17 protein-coding genes and 2 pseudogenes are annotated in these 14,832 nt (G+C 59.6%); 17 read left to right on the top strand and 2 right to left on the bottom strand.

The window, feature by feature from the left end:
• The first annotated feature begins 35 nt into the window (after nucleotides 1-35).
• From FQ668_RS18450 to FQ668_RS18400, 12 genes are read left to right on the top strand one after another with little or no spacing between them, the layout of a single operon-like run.
• A complete protein-coding gene (locus FQ668_RS18450; protein WP_144180472.1) occupies nucleotides 36-2,828 on the top strand; it encodes a tape measure protein in 2,793 nt (930 codons plus the stop codon).
• Between the two features lie 9 nt (nucleotides 2,829-2,837).
• A complete protein-coding gene (locus FQ668_RS28590) occupies nucleotides 2,838-2,981 on the top strand; it encodes a hypothetical protein (RefSeq protein WP_178095712.1) in 144 nt (47 codons plus the stop codon).
• Between the two features lie 25 nt (nucleotides 2,982-3,006).
• Complete coding sequence (locus FQ668_RS18445; RefSeq protein WP_144180470.1) at nucleotides 3,007-3,477, top strand: transposase; 471 nt, start codon at nucleotides 3,007-3,009, stop codon at nucleotides 3,475-3,477.
• Complete coding sequence (locus tag FQ668_RS18440; RefSeq protein WP_144180468.1) at nucleotides 3,474-3,953, top strand: DUF1833 family protein; 480 nt, start codon at nucleotides 3,474-3,476, stop codon at nucleotides 3,951-3,953. Before FQ668_RS18445 ends, FQ668_RS18440 begins: the two co-directional genes overlap by 4 nt.
• Nucleotides 3,954-3,955: 2 nt before the next feature.
• On the top strand, nucleotides 3,956-4,360 hold the full coding sequence (locus tag FQ668_RS18435; RefSeq protein ID WP_144180466.1) for a hypothetical protein: 405 nt from the start codon (nucleotides 3,956-3,958) through the stop codon (nucleotides 4,358-4,360).
• Nucleotides 4,329-7,382 carry a host specificity factor TipJ family phage tail protein gene (locus FQ668_RS18430; RefSeq protein WP_144180464.1) on the top strand — a complete coding sequence of 1,018 codons (3,054 nt, stop codon included), beginning with the start codon at nucleotides 4,329-4,331 and terminating at the stop codon, nucleotides 7,380-7,382. The genes FQ668_RS18435 and FQ668_RS18430 overlap by 32 nt, the downstream gene beginning before the upstream one ends.
• 55 nt (nucleotides 7,383-7,437) lie before the next feature.
• Complete coding sequence (locus FQ668_RS28585) at nucleotides 7,438-9,138, top strand: SGNH/GDSL hydrolase family protein (RefSeq protein WP_178095710.1); 1,701 nt, start codon at nucleotides 7,438-7,440, stop codon at nucleotides 9,136-9,138.
• A gap of 12 nt (nucleotides 9,139-9,150) precedes the next feature.
• Nucleotides 9,151-9,915: a hypothetical protein gene (locus tag FQ668_RS18420; protein ID WP_144180462.1), complete on the top strand. Its 765-nt coding sequence runs from the start codon at nucleotides 9,151-9,153 to the stop codon at nucleotides 9,913-9,915.
• Between the two features lie 15 nt (nucleotides 9,916-9,930).
• Nucleotides 9,931-10,290 (top strand): hypothetical protein, encoded by a 360-nt coding sequence (locus FQ668_RS18415; protein WP_144180461.1) that lies wholly within the window; start codon nucleotides 9,931-9,933, stop codon nucleotides 10,288-10,290.
• Complete coding sequence (locus tag FQ668_RS18410; protein ID WP_144180459.1) at nucleotides 10,283-10,546, top strand: hypothetical protein; 264 nt, start codon at nucleotides 10,283-10,285, stop codon at nucleotides 10,544-10,546. The genes FQ668_RS18415 and FQ668_RS18410 overlap by 8 nt, the downstream gene beginning before the upstream one ends.
• Before the next feature lie 59 nt (nucleotides 10,547-10,605).
• Nucleotides 10,606-11,094: a glycoside hydrolase family protein gene (locus FQ668_RS18405; RefSeq protein WP_144180457.1), complete on the top strand. Its 489-nt coding sequence runs from the start codon at nucleotides 10,606-10,608 to the stop codon at nucleotides 11,092-11,094.
• Nucleotides 11,091-11,630 carry a DUF2514 family protein gene (locus FQ668_RS18400; RefSeq protein WP_144180456.1) on the top strand — a complete coding sequence of 180 codons (540 nt, stop codon included), beginning with the start codon at nucleotides 11,091-11,093 and terminating at the stop codon, nucleotides 11,628-11,630. Before FQ668_RS18405 ends, FQ668_RS18400 begins: the two co-directional genes overlap by 4 nt.
• Nucleotides 11,631-11,666: 36 nt before the next feature.
• Here the strand turns inward: FQ668_RS18400 and FQ668_RS18395 are convergent, their stop codons facing one another.
• On the bottom strand, nucleotides 11,667-12,191 hold the full coding sequence (locus FQ668_RS18395) for a hypothetical protein (RefSeq protein WP_144180454.1): 525 nt from the start codon (nucleotides 12,189-12,191) through the stop codon (nucleotides 11,667-11,669).
• 46 nt (nucleotides 12,192-12,237) lie between these two features.
• Between FQ668_RS18395 and FQ668_RS18390 the strand changes: the two genes are divergently transcribed.
• The 3 genes from FQ668_RS18390 (at nucleotide 12,238) to FQ668_RS18380 (ending at nucleotide 13,032) form a co-directional block, all read left to right on the top strand.
• Nucleotides 12,238-12,462, top strand: a complete 225-nt coding sequence (locus FQ668_RS18390) for a hypothetical protein (RefSeq protein ID WP_144180452.1) — start codon at nucleotides 12,238-12,240, stop codon at nucleotides 12,460-12,462.
• Nucleotides 12,463-12,535: 73 nt separating this feature from the next.
• On the top strand, nucleotides 12,536-12,829 hold the full coding sequence (locus FQ668_RS18385) for a hypothetical protein (RefSeq protein ID WP_060495488.1): 294 nt from the start codon (nucleotides 12,536-12,538) through the stop codon (nucleotides 12,827-12,829).
• Nucleotides 12,826-13,032, top strand: coding sequence for a hypothetical protein (locus FQ668_RS18380; RefSeq protein ID WP_144180450.1), 207 nt, complete (start codon nucleotides 12,826-12,828; stop codon nucleotides 13,030-13,032). Before FQ668_RS18385 ends, FQ668_RS18380 begins: the two co-directional genes overlap by 4 nt.
• Nucleotides 13,033-13,338: 306 nt before the next feature.
• On the opposite strand, the pseudogene FQ668_RS18375 reads toward FQ668_RS18380, so the two are convergent.
• Nucleotides 13,339-13,491 (bottom strand): annotated as a pseudogene (locus tag FQ668_RS18375) (integrase); the annotation flags it as partial.
• 141 nt (nucleotides 13,492-13,632) lie between these two features.
• Here FQ668_RS18375 and FQ668_RS18370 point away from each other — a divergent pair.
• Nucleotides 13,633-14,061: a LexA family transcriptional regulator gene (locus tag FQ668_RS18370; protein ID WP_026031923.1), complete on the top strand. Its 429-nt coding sequence runs from the start codon at nucleotides 13,633-13,635 to the stop codon at nucleotides 14,059-14,061.
• Nucleotides 14,051-14,820: pseudogene (locus tag FQ668_RS18365) on the top strand (Y-family DNA polymerase); the annotation flags it as partial. The gene FQ668_RS18370 and the pseudogene FQ668_RS18365, both read left to right, overlap by 11 nt.
• Nucleotides 14,821-14,832 lie beyond the last annotated feature (12 nt).

Below are 14,832 nucleotides of genomic sequence, written 5' to 3'. Positions count from 1 at the left end.
CGCCCAGCGCGGGCTTTTTTGTGCCCGGAGTTTGTATGAACCAAGAGTCTCGCCTGGCGGTTACGATCGACTCCAGAGGCGCTCAGCGCGATGCCCGCGCTATGACCAAGGACCTGAATTCCTTGGAGTCAGCCGGCAACCGTGTTGACCCGGCAATGGATAGGGCCGAGTCCGGCATCCGCGAGATGGGCAATCAGGCGTCAACAAGCGCCTCTAAAGTCAGAACGCTGGAAGGCCAGACAGACCGACTTGCTTCGGCAGTCACCGGGCTGGCCGGACCAATTGCGGCGGCATTCAGTGTTGCGAAGATTGCAGCCGCTGCTGAGCAGTACGTAAACCTGACAAACCGTCTGCGATTGGTAACTGAAAGCGCAGAGCAGCTGGCGTTCGCCCAGGAATCGGTTTACCAGGTCGCCCAGAACTCACGGCAGTCGCTCGAGGTTACTGCCCAGGTCTATCAGCGGGTTGCACAAAACGCACGACAGCTCGGGCTCGACTTCTCTGATGTGGCCAGCGTCACCGAGACGGTGGCGAAAACGGTCGCACTCAGCGGCGCCAGTGCTCAGGCCGCCGATGCGGCTATGGTTCAATTTGGCCAGGCGCTGGCATCCGGAACGCTACGCGGCGACGAATTGAACTCGATCATGGAGCAGACGCCGGCCCTGGCCCAGGCAATCGCTCGCGGCCTTGGAGTGACTATCGGCCAACTCAGGGCAATGGGCGCAGAAGGTAAGCTGACATCCGAAGCAGTGGTTAAGGCCCTCCAGAATCAGAAAGACAAGGTCGACGAGCTCAGTTCGGCCATGACCCTTACCGTCAGCCAAGCGATTACCTCCTTCAATAATGCCTTGATAACCACGGTCGGTAGGCTGGACGAGGCCACCGGGGCAAGCAGTAGGCTAGCTGGTGGGATTGCGGCACTTGCGCGCGCAATGGATGGCTTCAACTCAGGCGAGTTCTTGGACTTCTTCCGCAAGGACAAGCAAACCGTAGCCGGGCTGAACAACGAACTCAGCGTCACCATGGCCGGTATTCGTGACCTGCAGAATGCAAGGTCACGGCTGGCAAAGGATGACCCGGCTGATACGGTCTTTTTCAAGTTCAAGTTCTACGACCGCGCAGAGATTGATGCCGAGATCAAAGAGCTTGAGGGAAAGTCCACTGCGATCAGAGCGATCGTAAGCAAGATGGAGTCGGCAGCGGCCGGAACTGGCGCACAGAAGCCAAAAGGCGAAGAGCCGGCAACAGTCGTTAACGCTGAATACGAAAAAATGCTGGCCAGCCTAAAGAAGCAGGCCGCCCTACAAGGGGAAAACACAGAGGCAGCCAAGGTCAGGTACGCCATTGAGAATGGCGAACTTGGCAAGCTGCTTCCCGAACAAGAAAAGCTCCTCCTGAAGTACGCCGAGGAGAAAGATGCCAAGGCGGCAGCAGAGAAGGCTTCAAAGGCAGCGGCTGCAGCCGCTACAAAGGCAGCTGCAGCGCAAGGCAAGGGCTTGCCTGAGGCGCTCAACACATTCTCTCGCCTGTATGCCCAATACGACCCAGCAGCAGAGGCGGCCAGGGCTCTGGCCAAAGAGGAGGCACAGCTTCAACTGGCCTTCAGTAGCGGCAAGATAACCCAAGAGGAATACAGCAAGGCTCTTGCTCAATCCTCGACCAACTATGCCGCAGCCATCAAGGGTGCCCAAGGCCTGACCGCCGTCGAACAGTACCGCGCCCAGTTGCAGAAACAGCTGGCCAACGAGCGCGACCAGTACGCGCTTGACGCAGCCAGCATCGGAATGGGTGACCTGCAGGCCTCCCGCATGCAGCAGCGGCTCAACCTGGAGATGCAGACCAACGACCGCCTGCTACAGCTGCAGACCGAACTGGCCAACGCTACGGATGAGAAGCAGCGCCAGGCGCTCCAAGGCCAGATCGACGCCATCAACGAGTTCCTGCCTCAGCAGCTCGCAGCTATGCAGGCCGGCTGGGCGCAGATGGACCAGGCCATGCTCAACCCTATCAACGGGTGGACAGCGGCGGTACAGAACTTCGGCAACCAGGCGCGGGATATCGCCGGGCAGACGGAGTACATCTTCTCCAGCGCGTTCAACAACATCTCCACCGACATCACCGACGCGATCATGGATGGGCAGTTGTCCTTCAGCAACCTGGGTGACATTGCCGGTAACGTGGTGCGCGACATTCTCGCGGGCTTCGTGAAGATGGGCGTGCAGATGGCGCTGAATGCGGCGCTGAATGCCACCCTAGGTACGGCTGCAGCCAGTCAGAGCATGATCTTGGCTGGAACCACGGCCACCGCCTGGGCGCCGGCGGCGGCGATGGCTTCCCTTGCAACGCTGGGCGCCAACTCCGTGCCGGCGGCTGCAGCGCTGACCTCGACAACGGCCCTGGCATCCAGCCTGGCTGTAATCCCGGGGTTCGCCACTGGTGGCTACGTATCAGGCGCCGGTACCGGCACCTCCGACAGCATCATGGCCAGGCTCAGCGACGGCGAGTTCGTGGTGAATGCCGCGGCTACCAAGCGTAACCGGGCGCTGCTGGAGGCGATCAACTCGAATGAGCGGGTATCGGTGGCTGGCGGCTCCAGCGCAGCTTCTTCAACTCCGGCCAGCAGCAGCCAGACAGCAGTAGCCGCCTCGCCCCAGCCAAACGTCACCGTGAACCTGATCGAAGACCGGTCCCGTGCCGGCACAGTCGACCAGCGCACCGGCGACAACGGCCAGCTTGAGATCGACGCCTTCGTCGCTGACATCTGGGGAGACGGCGAGCGAGCTCAGGCGCTTCAGGCGGCCTTTGGTCTTCAGCGCGTTCCAACGTAAGGAAATTACATGACCACCGAAACGGAAGAGGCCGATACCGGGCCGGGCTCAACTGTGCCCGAGCCTGTCGCGCCGCCTGACGAGAAAGAGCTTCTGCTGCAACGGCGGCTTGCCCGTATCGAGGAAGCGCTGGGCCTCAGCCCTCTTACCTAAAACGAACCTCAGCTGAGGAATGGCAATGATTCAATACCCGGCAGAATTGCCACTTCCTCTGCAGGAGGGGTATGGCCTGAGCACGGTTGATCCGATGCGGGCCACGCCGATGGTCACCGGCCGGTCGCGGTATCGACGGGTAACCAGCAATCCTCCGACCTCCGCTCAGTTCACATTCAACTTCAGCCAGGAAGAGGCTGCGCTGTTCGAGGGTTGGCATACCTGGGCTCTGAACCTTGGCGTCGAGTGGTTCGAGATGCCACTTCAGACCCCGCTGGGGATGCAGGTGCACCTGGTGCACTTCAAAGGTATGTATACCGGCGGTGAACTTGCTCAGATCAAGCGCTGGCGGTTCTCTGCTCGCTTGGAGTTCAAGAAACGGCCGGTCTACACCGAGGACCAGTACCTCGGCGCCTACCTGGGCATGCCGCTCGACCAGTTCAACGACGGCCTGCAATCCATCCTTGAGAAGTGGCACACGGAGTACTTCGGATGAGTCTGATCGAAGAGTGTTACGCCTCGGGGCGCGGTGAGCTTGTCGACACGATCGAGGCGCGGAAGGAGGGCGGTACAGTCTCGCACTGCTACTGCTCTGGCTGGGAAGACCGGGTGTGCACCACCGAGGATGGCCGGACGCTGACCTTCGTCGCAATGGCCATGGACCTGGCCCTGCCCAAGAACGACAACAGCGCGTTCCAGAACCTGGTGCTGGGCCTGGACAACGTCACGGGCGAGGTGCAGGAGGTCGTTGAGGAAGCCAAGGCTGCCGATGACCGCTTCATCATCACCTTTCGGCGCTACCTGGCCGAAGACCTGACGTTCCCGCAAGAGCGGTACCGCATGACGCTGCTCAGCCGGGAATATGAAGACGACGTGGCCAAGCTCACCGCCGGCTTCTTCGACCTGCTCAACACCAACGGTCTGCGCACCGTGCTGACCACTACCCTGGCACCTGGCCTGAAGTACCTCTGACCATGATCGAAAAATTCATGCGCGCCCCGTATCGCGAGGGTGCACGGGGGCCTATTGCCTTTGATTGCTGGGGGATGTGCATCGCGGTGCGCCACGAGGTATTCGGCCTGCCGCTGCTGCCCAGCCTCGGCGCCGTGGGCAAGAACAAGCTCAGGGCCAACACCGAGGCCTATCACGATCTGCGCCAGGGTATGGAGGAATGCGCCCCAGAGCCTGGCGCCATTGCCGCGGTGTTCCGCGGCGCGCTGTGCTTGCACGTCGGCGTGGTCGTGGAAAGCGAAGGCCGGCTGAAGGTGCTGGACACAAATCCCGGCGGCGCATGCCTCCGGACAACTGGCGAGTTTGAAGCCGCTCACCCCAAGGTGGTCTATTACCGTGATCGAGTTCTATCCGAACAAGCTGAGTGACACGGCGCCGCTCGGTACCTGGAAGACTGACCGCCGCATGTCGATTGAGGAGTGGCTGAAGTCCCTGGCCCCGTCCTATGAGCGCCGGGAAAGTCCGCCAATCAGCGTTGCCCTCAATGATGAGGTGATCGAGCAGCACCTGTGGCACAAGGTGAAGTTCAAGCCTTCGGACCTTCTGCAGATCTACCGCGAGCCGAAGGGCACCGACCCGTTTTCCATCACCTTCGCGCTGTTCAAAGGCGCCAAGGCGGTGCTGAAGTCGATCATGCCCAAGATGCCCGGCATGCCATCCAGCGCCGGCACCCAGCAGGGCGATCCACTCACCGAGGCCAGCGCCAAGGGCAACAAGGTCAAGTTGGGTGACCCGGTGCGCCAGATCGCCGGGCACCAGCGGGTCTATCCGTCGTACCTGACCCAGCCTCGCCGGGCGCATATCGCACCGCGTGACCAGCGCGTGGAAATGCTGCTGTACATCGGCGAAGGCGAGTACGAGGTACCGCTGGCCAAGGTCAAGGTTGGCGAAACCCCGCTGATCTCCCTGGGATCCGATGCGACGTTCACGATTTACCCGCCAGGCGCCGATCTGTCGGGCGACCCGGCCCACATCAACTGGTTCAACGTGCCCGAGGTAGGGGCAAGCTCCAGCGGCTCGGCCGGCCTGGAACTGACCATGGCTACCGACCTCACCAGATCGGCCACGGCTTCGGCGTACCAGTTCGTGAGCGATACGATCAGCGTGCCGTCCGGCTCTGGCCAGTTCCCGGCCGACTGGTCGAACGGCATCATCGTCCGTGTACTTGCGCCTTACACCTACACGGTGATCGACGGTGGCGCAGGCCGCGACATCATCCGTGGCCCGCTGGAGATGCTGAATCCCACGGCTGGGATGCTCATCGAGGTGGCCGGGGCGAACGCTGGCCTATACGTGGTCAACAGCTACACGCCATACAGCCCTGGCGTACCGGCCAACCCCGGCACCGCGTCGACGCTGACCGGCTCGGCCGCGCCCAGCAGGTACGACTTCGACGTCACGCCGCTGAACTTTAGCTTGGCACGGGGCGCGTCCACCTATCCGGTGACACTGAACACAGCCGCGACCGACCTCACCGGTCTGGTATCTGCGCTGAATACCATGCTCAGCGGGACGCCATTCCAGGCCCAGCAGAGCAGCGGACTTCTGCGCTTCGTTGAGCTGACCCCGTTTGCGGGCCAGGCCATCACGACCACCGGCGCATCGACCATTCTGGGGTCGTCTCCTGTCGGCGTTACCGGCACAGCAACGACCAGCGCTATTCCCGAGCAGCCAGCGGAAATGACTCTGGACTACGACGGCGGGTCGCCTGTGGTAGGTCTGGCACTGGGCCAGGGCCTGGCCACCATAGGCCCGCGCGGGCTGCGGTACCGGATCACGGCCTTCAGCACGAGCCTGCTCGAGGTGGAGCGTCTGACCTCTTCCGGCTCGACCGATGCGGGATGGCCGGGCTTCAACAGCATGCAGACGGTGAACGGCCTGATCACGCTTGACGCCTCGAACCTGCAAGGCGGCTACCGCGGGCCGTTTGCACTGTGCCCAGAGGGAGAACTGGTAACCGATATCGAATGGACAGTTACCTATGCGAACGGTCTGTGTGGAATCGGGCGAGAAGGGCAAATCTATGAGATCCCTGCTTACCATGCCTTCGAGTACAGGGACATGAATACAGCTGGTGAATGGACGGTAATCGAGAAGGAGCATTGGGGCGGATCGCTTGACGCTCAGGGATTCACGAACAGGACGACGGCCCCGTACCCTATGCGTCCAGAAGGGAGGATCAGGAAGCTTTACGTAGACAGGCCAGGACGGATCAACGATGAGGCGCGAGATGACGCCACATGGACGGACCTGCGTGGTCGCCTCCAGAACTCGCCCACCAGCTATCCAGGCCTCACTGTGATGACCTGCAATATCCGGGGTGGTGACCGGCTATCAGCGCAGTCGGAAAGCCAGGTCAGCGTCGAGGCCACCCGAATCCTGCCACTGATGGAGGGTGGTACCGGGCCCAGCCGCGACATCGTGCCTTGGTGCATCTACCAGCTGAAGCAGCGCGGGTACACGGATGATGACCTGGATCTGCCCGAGTGGCAGGCCTTCCACAATACCTGCGTAGCCCGCGGTGATACCTACGACGAGACGCTGGAGTCGACTATCACCGTCAAGGACATGATCAACAACGCACTGGCGTGCGGCTTTGGCGAGCTGGTGACCTTCCGGGGCCTGTTACGCCCGGTTCGAGACAGTGCCCGGGCCGCGTTCGACGTGACCTACGGCCCGAAAACGCAGACCTACTCGCCACAGAACATGACCAAGATGCTCAAGATCAGCGGCGCCATGCCGTCGATCAACGACTTCGACGGCGTGGATGTGGAGTACTTCTCCCGAGAGACGTGGGCCTGGGAAACGGTCGAGTGCCGGTGGCCAGGTGACCTCGGCACTAAGGTCGAGAAGATCAAGATGCCGGGTGTCAGCGATAAGACCAGAGCCTGGCGCATCGGCATGCGCCGGCGCGGACACCAGAAGTTCAGGACCGACATCTACACCTGGGAAACCGAGATGGACGGCAGCAACAGCGGCTACTTGAGCTTCGCAGCTGTTGCTGATGACGCGCCCAAGCGGTGCCAGAGCGCAATCCTGCTGGCCTTCGAGGTAACCGGATCTGGAACGCTCCTGACCTCATCGGAACCACTGGACTTTAGCGCCGGCGGCGAGCACCGAATCGGTGTGCGCAAGCTGGACGGCACGCTGTCCGGGCCATGGACTGCCACGCAGGTGGATCAGTACACGGTGCGGGTAGACGCGCTCGACTTCACGCCGGAGGTTGATGGCCCGTTGGAGCCACCTCACATCCTGTTCGGTCCCGCCTCGCGCTGGGCCTACCCGGTGCTGGTCACCAGTTCCGACCCAGCCAACGGCAACACGGCGATGAAGGGCATGCCCTACGACGCCCGTGTTTATACCTACGACGACCAGTTCCCGCCGGCATGACGCCGCAGCAGTTACCGAGCCCGCCCAGTGCGGGCTTTTTATTGAGGAAGATTTGATGAGCGGCCAAGAGACTCTTCAAGAGCTGGACCGGATTGTCGGGACGACGAACGAGCTACTGCTTTCGCCCGAAGTGAAGATGATGGACGTTGGCGGGGGCGTGATGCGACCGACCAATGCAATGGTGATGACGAACCTGGCAACCCTGCTGGGCGGCGCGATGCCATATGCATCGGTCGCGCTCGGTATTGCGGGAACAACTGACGGGACCAACTTCAGCGTAGTTTCCAGCGCGCAGGATGAGTACGTCCAGGTGTACAGAAACGTCGCAGGGGAAGCTGTTCTGGTCGACACATACCCGAACTCAGACGCAATAAGGGCCGTCACCGCACTGATTTCCTCTGTCCCTGTTTCGGCCCCCGAAACCGTGATTGAGGTTACTTCCGACAAGGAAGGAAACGTCGGCTCAATGCTGACCACCAAGCGCCTTCGGACAGTGCCATTCGATATTTACAATGATGGTCCGGGCAGATTTTGGGTAGGCGACGGCGAAGGGAACGCGTCGATTTACATCGACGACAATATGGTGGTCCTGGGGCAGTTCGTATTTTTTAATGGGCAAGACTCGGTAGCTGACCCATTTGCACTGCCGCCGCTGTTCGCGCCACTTGTTGTCACTGCCGAGGGTTATGGGCAAAGCCTCTACCTCAAAAACATGCTCTACAAAAGAGAGTTGGAGCCTCAAGTCGTAGCATCCATCGCCAGCAAGGACACGGCTGCTATGGATACAGGCCCGGTGCTGACCATGAATCCAGGTGAATACGGGGATTCTGCCGTTCTCAATCTGAGGGATGTGTCCGCCCCTGACGCGAGGCGGCTGATGTCGGTGAACGTGAAGAACGTTCCAGCTCAATCAGTCCCCAGTAGCCCCAAAATCCTGATCATCGGCGACAGCATCAGCAATCGTCAGGGCGGGTTGTTCATCAAGCAAATTCTGGAGGATCTCGGGTTCACCCCAGTCTTCATCGGAACCATTAACGGATCAGCGGTACCGGACAATTCCAACAACGCTGCCGGGGTTCTTGGCGAGGCGCGCGAGGGTTGGGAGTCCGGAGATTTCACTTACGCCGTTACCGACCGCGCGCTAGTCGTCGCTGCAGGCGATGAGTCAACCTATGAGGAGATGACAAAAACCGACAAGTGGCCTCGCAACCCATTTTTGCGAGCGGCTACCGGCGCCGACCCGGCGTCGATCATTCGCAACGGCTATGTGTTTGACCCTGCCTTCTACCAGTCTCGATTCGGACTTCAAACCCCCGACATCGTGCTCAATTTGCTTGGCACCAACGACGCCAGGGATCGAACTGACGCGACTGTCTATGACGAGGTGCTGAGTAACGACACCCTGATGCACAACCAGATCCGTGCCGCCTGGCCCAATGCCAAGATCATCCGGTCGATCCCAGGCACGGCTTACAACACCGAGCGCAACGGCGTATGGACCAATCGCTATGTTCCGATCATCCGGGCCATGCAGCAGGCGGCCGTGAACCGCGCTGACGCCAAATTCATTCTCGCGCCGATCTGGGCCCTGACCAATCCGGAGGCGGGTTATGTCTACGCGCCAGGCTCTATCGGTCTTGACGGATTCTCCGTCGCGGACTGGTCCGACTCAATCCATCCGGCCCAGGCAGCGCGCCTGGCGCTGTTTGAAGCTATCGCCCCGTATGTGGCAGCCGCAGCTACGAACATAATTTAAAAGGAATAACTCATGACCCTGGCGCTCCGCTCAAACGACATCGTCCTGCCTTGGAACAGCATCGTGGTCCCTCCGGCTCCGCGCGGGCTTGAGGGCTGGTTCACATTCGACACAGATGTCACTCGCTTCAATCAAAACCATGTGGCGGGCAAGGCTGCTGCTGCAATTATCGGAACCCCAGAGGCCTTTCCTGGCTACGGCCGCTTCAAGGGCTTGAGCAATTACATCCAGACCGATATTGCCGAAACGGACGAGCAAACCCTCATCGTGGTTGGTCGCGCAGTATCCCCCATCCCTGCGGGAGCCTCTGCAGGCGGCGATGCGAACACGCCGTTCTATGTGGGCAACTACCAGGGCCAGTCAGTTACGCCGGGCGTATCCGGCGGCGCCTTCGGCACGTCCATGTACCACGTCGCGCCCGCCGGGCTGACCGGCATTGCCAGTCGGAACAACGGATCGAACGTAGCCACCTCAGCTGCCGTATCGCTGACCGGCGAAGTGCCCACCGACTGGTCGATCCGCGTACTGAGAACAAAATCTGGCGTCCCGACCGAGCTTCGCAACGTAACCAAAGGCATCGTGCAACTTGGCACAAGTAGCAACGCAAGGGTGCTCACCGGGACAAAGTTCCGGATTGGTAGTGGTACGACTGGATTCGCCGGACTTGTCGACATCAGTTTCGTTGGAATTTTCTCGGCCTACCATACGGATGCCGAGCTGGCCAGCAACTTGGTACCAGTCCGAAATCGGATGACCAGGTTCGGGATCATGGTCTAGTGAAGCGGGTTGCCTATGGCGAAAGACTCTGCTGATATGGTTTGGAATCCTCCTTCACCACAGAGCGAGATCGGTATGCCGGCAGTGTTTTTAGATAACCCAGGGATGGTTCTATCCCTAGAGAACTCGACAATTGCCTGCTCTGGGGTAGGCATCGAAGTGAAAAGCGCCGCTGGATTGAATGTGTCATCTTCAAAATTTTACGGCCAGGACCAGCCTGTAGTTTTCGATGGCGGCGGTGACATCTCGCTTGAAAAAAACCAGTGGAATCGCTCTACAGTAGAGCTGGAGCGCTGCGGTTCTCCAGTGTACATCTACAGCCCAAGGGCTATCCAATGGATGATTTGGCGAATCGTGGAGCGGCACTTTGACTGATAAACCATTTGTCACCATAAAGCACGCTGGTAGCGCCAAGATCAACGACAACGATACTGGTGGTCAAAGGCTTGCAGATATTGAGAGGGTTGATGGGGATCTGGAGGTTCTGAGAAACACAGCAGGCAAAAATCCGGTTCCACCAATAAGTCCTGGAAAAAAAATCGCAAAAGGCATTTGGGTCCTGCTGGTGATTCCGATAGTTGCTGGAATCGCCGTGATTTACTTTGCCGAAGCCCTAGGTATCGGAAAATAGTTACCGAACGATGAACACAAGAACCCGCATAAGCGGGTTTTTTTATGCCTGGAGAAACCATGGCCAGACTCACCGAAGCCCAGACCGGAGGCGCGAACGTGCTCCGCTTTCTGGATCTGATCGCCTTTTCCGAAGGCACCTCGACTATCACGATCAGCGACGATGGTTACAACGTGCTGTACGGCGGCGGACTGTTCCAAGGCTATGCCGACCACCCACGGCGCAAGCTGACATTCCCCATCAACGGCAAGCCGGTTACCAGCACCGCCGCTGGCCGGTACCAGTTGCTCGAGCGTTACTGGGACGCATACCGGACCAGCCTGCGCCTGGCGGGCGGATTTACGCCAGAGAATCAGGACCGCATCGCGCTGCAGCAGATCCGGGAACGTAAGGCCCTGGACGACATAAAGGCTGGCCGCATTCAGCAGGCAATCGCCAAGTGCTCGAACATCTGGGCCAGCTTCCCCGGGAATACCTACGGTCAGAACCCGCATCGCCTGGACAAGCTGCTAGGGCGGTGGGTGGAGCTCGGCGGGGCGCTGGCATGACCTGGCTCGGCCCGGTCCCGGCCTGGTGCTGGTGGCTGATCGCCCTGGTGCTGGTGGCTGGAGGCCAGGAAATTCGCGTAGGAGCGGGAAAGTCTGAGGCTGCGGTCGCCCGCGGCGAAACCGCAAAGGCCCGCACCGAACTGGCCGACTACCGCCTGCTGGTTGCCGAGCGTGACCGCCGTGCTGCCGCCCAGGCCAGAGCCGAAGAACAACGCCGCCAATCCGTGGCGGACGAGGAGGGTGAGAGTGCACGACAGAAACTGGAACTGGCCCAAGGCCGCGCCGCTACTGCTGAGTCTGCTGCTAGTGGGCTGCGCGGGGAAATCGCCCGACTGCGCGCCGGCCACCGAGCCACCTGCGATACCATCTCTACCCAGCAGCGCCAGGCAGGAACCTCTGCCGTCGTGGTGCTCGGGGGATTGCTTGAAGAGGCTGACCGAATGGCGGGCAGCTGCGCAGCAGCGCTTGAGCGAAGTCGAATAGCTGGGCTGGCGTGCGAGGCCGTGGTTGATCGGTTTAAAGCCCGTAGCGATTGACTATTTGCTGCACTAAAGGCATGCCTATGGCTGGTTCTATTTAGGTCGCTCGGAATCAAAGGTGAATTTCTCGCCATAGGCAGATTTGTAGGTGATGTTCAGCTCCAGATGACCAGACAGATAAGCATTGAAGTCACTAATTATTGGGTTGTGTTCGATTGTGGCGATCGCAATTTCTTTTCCCGCCGGGAGCACAAAATCAGGCTTGAAAAATTCGGTCTGGACGAGCTTGCATTCCGGCACAAGCGCCACGGCATTTGCGATCAATGCCAGGCCGTCACCCGGGACCACTGCTCCTCGATTCATCAACGAAGCGGAAGTGATAATGGCAGGCCCTATGCCATCGTTTCGAAGCTCGATCTTGTATATTCCAGGTCTCTGCTCGAAATGCAGAGCCAGGTGTGGCTTCACCGAGAGACGATTGTGCAGCCTGGACAGGTAGGCCTGATACAGCGATGCGCCAAGAGCGCATAGCGCGACTATGCCGGAAGCAACTGCGAGAACGGGCTCCCACCAATCGGTAGACGTGGCCGCTTCAACGTAGATGTATTGGAATTCCATTCTGATCCGCTATTGTTCTCAGGTAGCCACTATATGGGATAGGTTCGTGGAGCGGAGAACTCTAGCAGGGTTGATTGAAGCAGGGGAGCCGCTAATTCAGCAGGCCATCGACGCCATGCTGGAGTATCACCAGGCCCAGGATCGCGGTGCGCCGGCGGAGGAGATCGAGCGCCTGCGTCTGCTGGCTGAGTCACTGTTCCAGGTGGTGTCCGATTACCAGCTCCGCGTCATCGCCAAGGCCCGAGGCAAGGACTTGCCGCCTCTTCACTGATCCGCTGATCGGCAATTGCCCGCGACCGATCCCGCCTATACGATACTGTTTATCCATACAGTATTGGTGCCCTATGTACTTCCTCCTCGTTCGCCGCCGCGTGAATGGCGTGGCCATCCCTACGAATCAGCTCGGCAAGATCACACCCATTCGGGCCGACATCCACATCGGCGACCACCACAGCGAGCCGCTGGGCCGGGTATCGACCCAGGCTTGGGTGTTCAACCCGTCGCCTGGGCCGGACATCATCCCGCGGCTGCACGATGCCAAGGTCAACGGCATGGCCCAGCTCGGCATCAACATCAACGGGGTGGAGGAGATCGACGGCGTGCTCTACGCGCAGTCCTGGTGGTGCAGGGCAGAATGATGGCCGGGATCCCGAAAGCATGGCTGGATGAGCTGAACGACCAGACGGCCCTGATAACTGATCCTGATGGGCGAGCGACTGTGCTCAGTGAAATGGCCTATGCCGCTCACCGGAGACAGGAAGTCGATGAGGGCGACCTTGTCGAGATGCTGGAGATCGTCGATTCGGCCAGGCTGTGGGCGCTGGATGGGGCCGCCCTATGAGTAGCTATATAAAGGAAGGGAAACGGTCAGCAGAACGCCGGTAGAGGGGGCAGGAGGCGTGGGACAAAACTGGGACATTGAATGTCCCAAATGATGATGAATCAAGATGCAGGAAAATGACGCTAAAGCTAATAAATACAGGGGCTTGAGCGATTGCACCTAGCAAAATAGCAGGTTCGTACCGGATTGCAAATCCGTCTACGCCGGTTCGATTCCGACCTCGGCCTCCACCATTCGAAAGCCCCGCAGATTAACGTCTGCGGGGTTTTTCTTTATGGGTCGAAAAAAGGCAAGAGTTCCGAAACTTCAGCCTTTCGAGGGCTTTGCGATCGCGCCGACGCGCCGGTAAACATGCTTGGTAATACCCTCTTTCGAATGACCCAGCAGCACGCTTGTCTCGTTCAGGTCGTTGATCTCCGGTGCGGCCTTCGGCCGAATATCGCGGAACTGAAATAGCGAGTGATCCATCGACTCGTAGATCGGGTACCGTCCGCACATATCCCACCTCTCGCCCGTCAGAATTTTCGCCACTCAGGATTGACCGGGCTCCCGATGCCGGATTTGCTGTATATGCATACAGTTCGCATTGGGCCTTCCATCATGACCATCACATTTCTAGGTACGCCCACCGGTGTTACCGAACCGCTACCGCTGTATTCGTTCCATGTCCCGGCCGGTTTCCCTTCGCCTGCTGCGGACCATTTGGAAGGCCACATTTCCCTAGATGAGCTATTCGACCTCCGGGCGCCCCATGTGTACCTGGTAAAAGTTGAAGGCGACAGCATGCAAGGCGCAGGCATCTACTCGGGTGATCTCGTGATCGTAGACCGAGGCCTTGAGGCTGAGCACGGCGACATCGTGATTGCTGCCGTTAACAGCGAACCTGTGTGCAAGCGTTTGCACCGACGCGATGGCGTTGTGGTCCTCAAGTCGGAGAATCCGACCTACCCACCGCGGTACATCATGGAGGGCGACGAGCTCGTCATCTGGGGTGTCGTGCGTTACAGCGTTCGCGACCATGCGCAGTGATCCAGTTTTCGCACTCATTGACTGCAACTCGTTTTGCGCAAGTTGCGAGCGTGTATTCCGGCCCGACTTGGCCAAGACGCCGATCATCGTACTGAGCAACAACGATGGCTGCGTGATTGCCAGGTCATACGACGCCAAGCCTTTCGTGAAGATGGGCGAACCGTACTTCCAGGCGAAGGACAAGTTACGTCGGCACGGCATCATAGCCTTTACAGTAATTACGCGCTTTACGGCGACATGAGCGAGCGTGTCATGTCGTTGATCGAGTCGATGGTGCCTGCCACCGAGATCTACAGCATCGACGAGTGCTTCGCTGATCTGTCCGGTATTCAGGAAAACTTGACCCAGTTCGGGCGAAAGCTGAGGTCCAGGATCTTCCAGTGCACTGGCATACCTGTGGGGGTTGGGATCGCCGGCACAAAGACCTTGGCCAAGCTGGCCAATCACATGGCCAAGCGCCTGCAGGCCCAGACCGGCGGCGTGGTCGACATCACCGATCCGTTCAAGCGAGATTGGGTGCTGCGCAATACCGAGGTGAAAGAGGTGTGGGGAGTTGGCCGCCGTATGACTGCCCACCTTCAAGCGATGGGCATTCATACGGCGATGGATCTGGCCAAGGCTGATGCCAGGACGCTGCGACAGAAATTTAGTGTGGTGGTAGAGAAGACTGCCCGCGAACTGGCAGGAACGCCTTGCCTGGAGCTGGACGAGACCGAGCCCCCGAAGCAGGAAATCTGCTGCAGCCGGATGTTCGGCAAACCGTTCAATCTT

The organism is Pseudomonas sp. Kh14, assembly GCF_900291005.1.
Lineage (GTDB): Bacteria > Pseudomonadota > Gammaproteobacteria > Pseudomonadales > Pseudomonadaceae > Aquipseudomonas > Aquipseudomonas alloputida.
The sequence above is the reverse complement of the archived record's forward strand: the minus strand, read 5'-3'. Positions and strand labels throughout refer to the sequence as shown.

Excerpts from the sequence above, each read along its gene's own strand:
- FQ668_RS18380 (WP_144180450.1), top strand. The coding sequence starts at position 12,826 with ATGATGGCCGGGATCCCGAAAGCATGGCTGGATGAGCTGAACGACCAG.
- FQ668_RS18405 (WP_144180457.1), top strand. The coding sequence starts at position 10,606 with ATGGCCAGACTCACCGAAGCCCAGACCGGAGGCGCGAACGTGCTCCGC.
- FQ668_RS28585 (WP_178095710.1), top strand. The coding sequence starts at position 7,438 with ATGAGCGGCCAAGAGACTCTTCAAGAGCTGGACCGGATTGTCGGGACG.
- FQ668_RS18420 (WP_144180462.1), top strand. The coding sequence starts at position 9,151 with ATGACCCTGGCGCTCCGCTCAAACGACATCGTCCTGCCTTGGAACAGC.
- FQ668_RS18450 (WP_144180472.1), top strand. The coding sequence starts at position 36 with ATGAACCAAGAGTCTCGCCTGGCGGTTACGATCGACTCCAGAGGCGCT.
- FQ668_RS18415 (WP_144180461.1), top strand. The coding sequence starts at position 9,931 with ATGGCGAAAGACTCTGCTGATATGGTTTGGAATCCTCCTTCACCACAG.
- FQ668_RS18395 (WP_144180454.1), bottom strand. The coding sequence starts at position 12,191 with ATGGAATTCCAATACATCTACGTTGAAGCGGCCACGTCTACCGATTGG.
- FQ668_RS28590 (WP_178095712.1), top strand. The coding sequence starts at position 2,838 with ATGACCACCGAAACGGAAGAGGCCGATACCGGGCCGGGCTCAACTGTG.
- FQ668_RS18445 (WP_144180470.1), top strand. The coding sequence starts at position 3,007 with ATGATTCAATACCCGGCAGAATTGCCACTTCCTCTGCAGGAGGGGTAT.
- FQ668_RS18440 (WP_144180468.1), top strand. The coding sequence starts at position 3,474 with ATGAGTCTGATCGAAGAGTGTTACGCCTCGGGGCGCGGTGAGCTTGTC.
- FQ668_RS18400 (WP_144180456.1), top strand. The coding sequence starts at position 11,091 with ATGACCTGGCTCGGCCCGGTCCCGGCCTGGTGCTGGTGGCTGATCGCC.
- FQ668_RS18385 (WP_060495488.1), top strand. The coding sequence starts at position 12,536 with ATGTACTTCCTCCTCGTTCGCCGCCGCGTGAATGGCGTGGCCATCCCT.
- FQ668_RS18435 (WP_144180466.1), top strand. The coding sequence starts at position 3,956 with ATGATCGAAAAATTCATGCGCGCCCCGTATCGCGAGGGTGCACGGGGG.
- FQ668_RS18370 (WP_026031923.1), top strand. The coding sequence starts at position 13,633 with ATGACCATCACATTTCTAGGTACGCCCACCGGTGTTACCGAACCGCTA.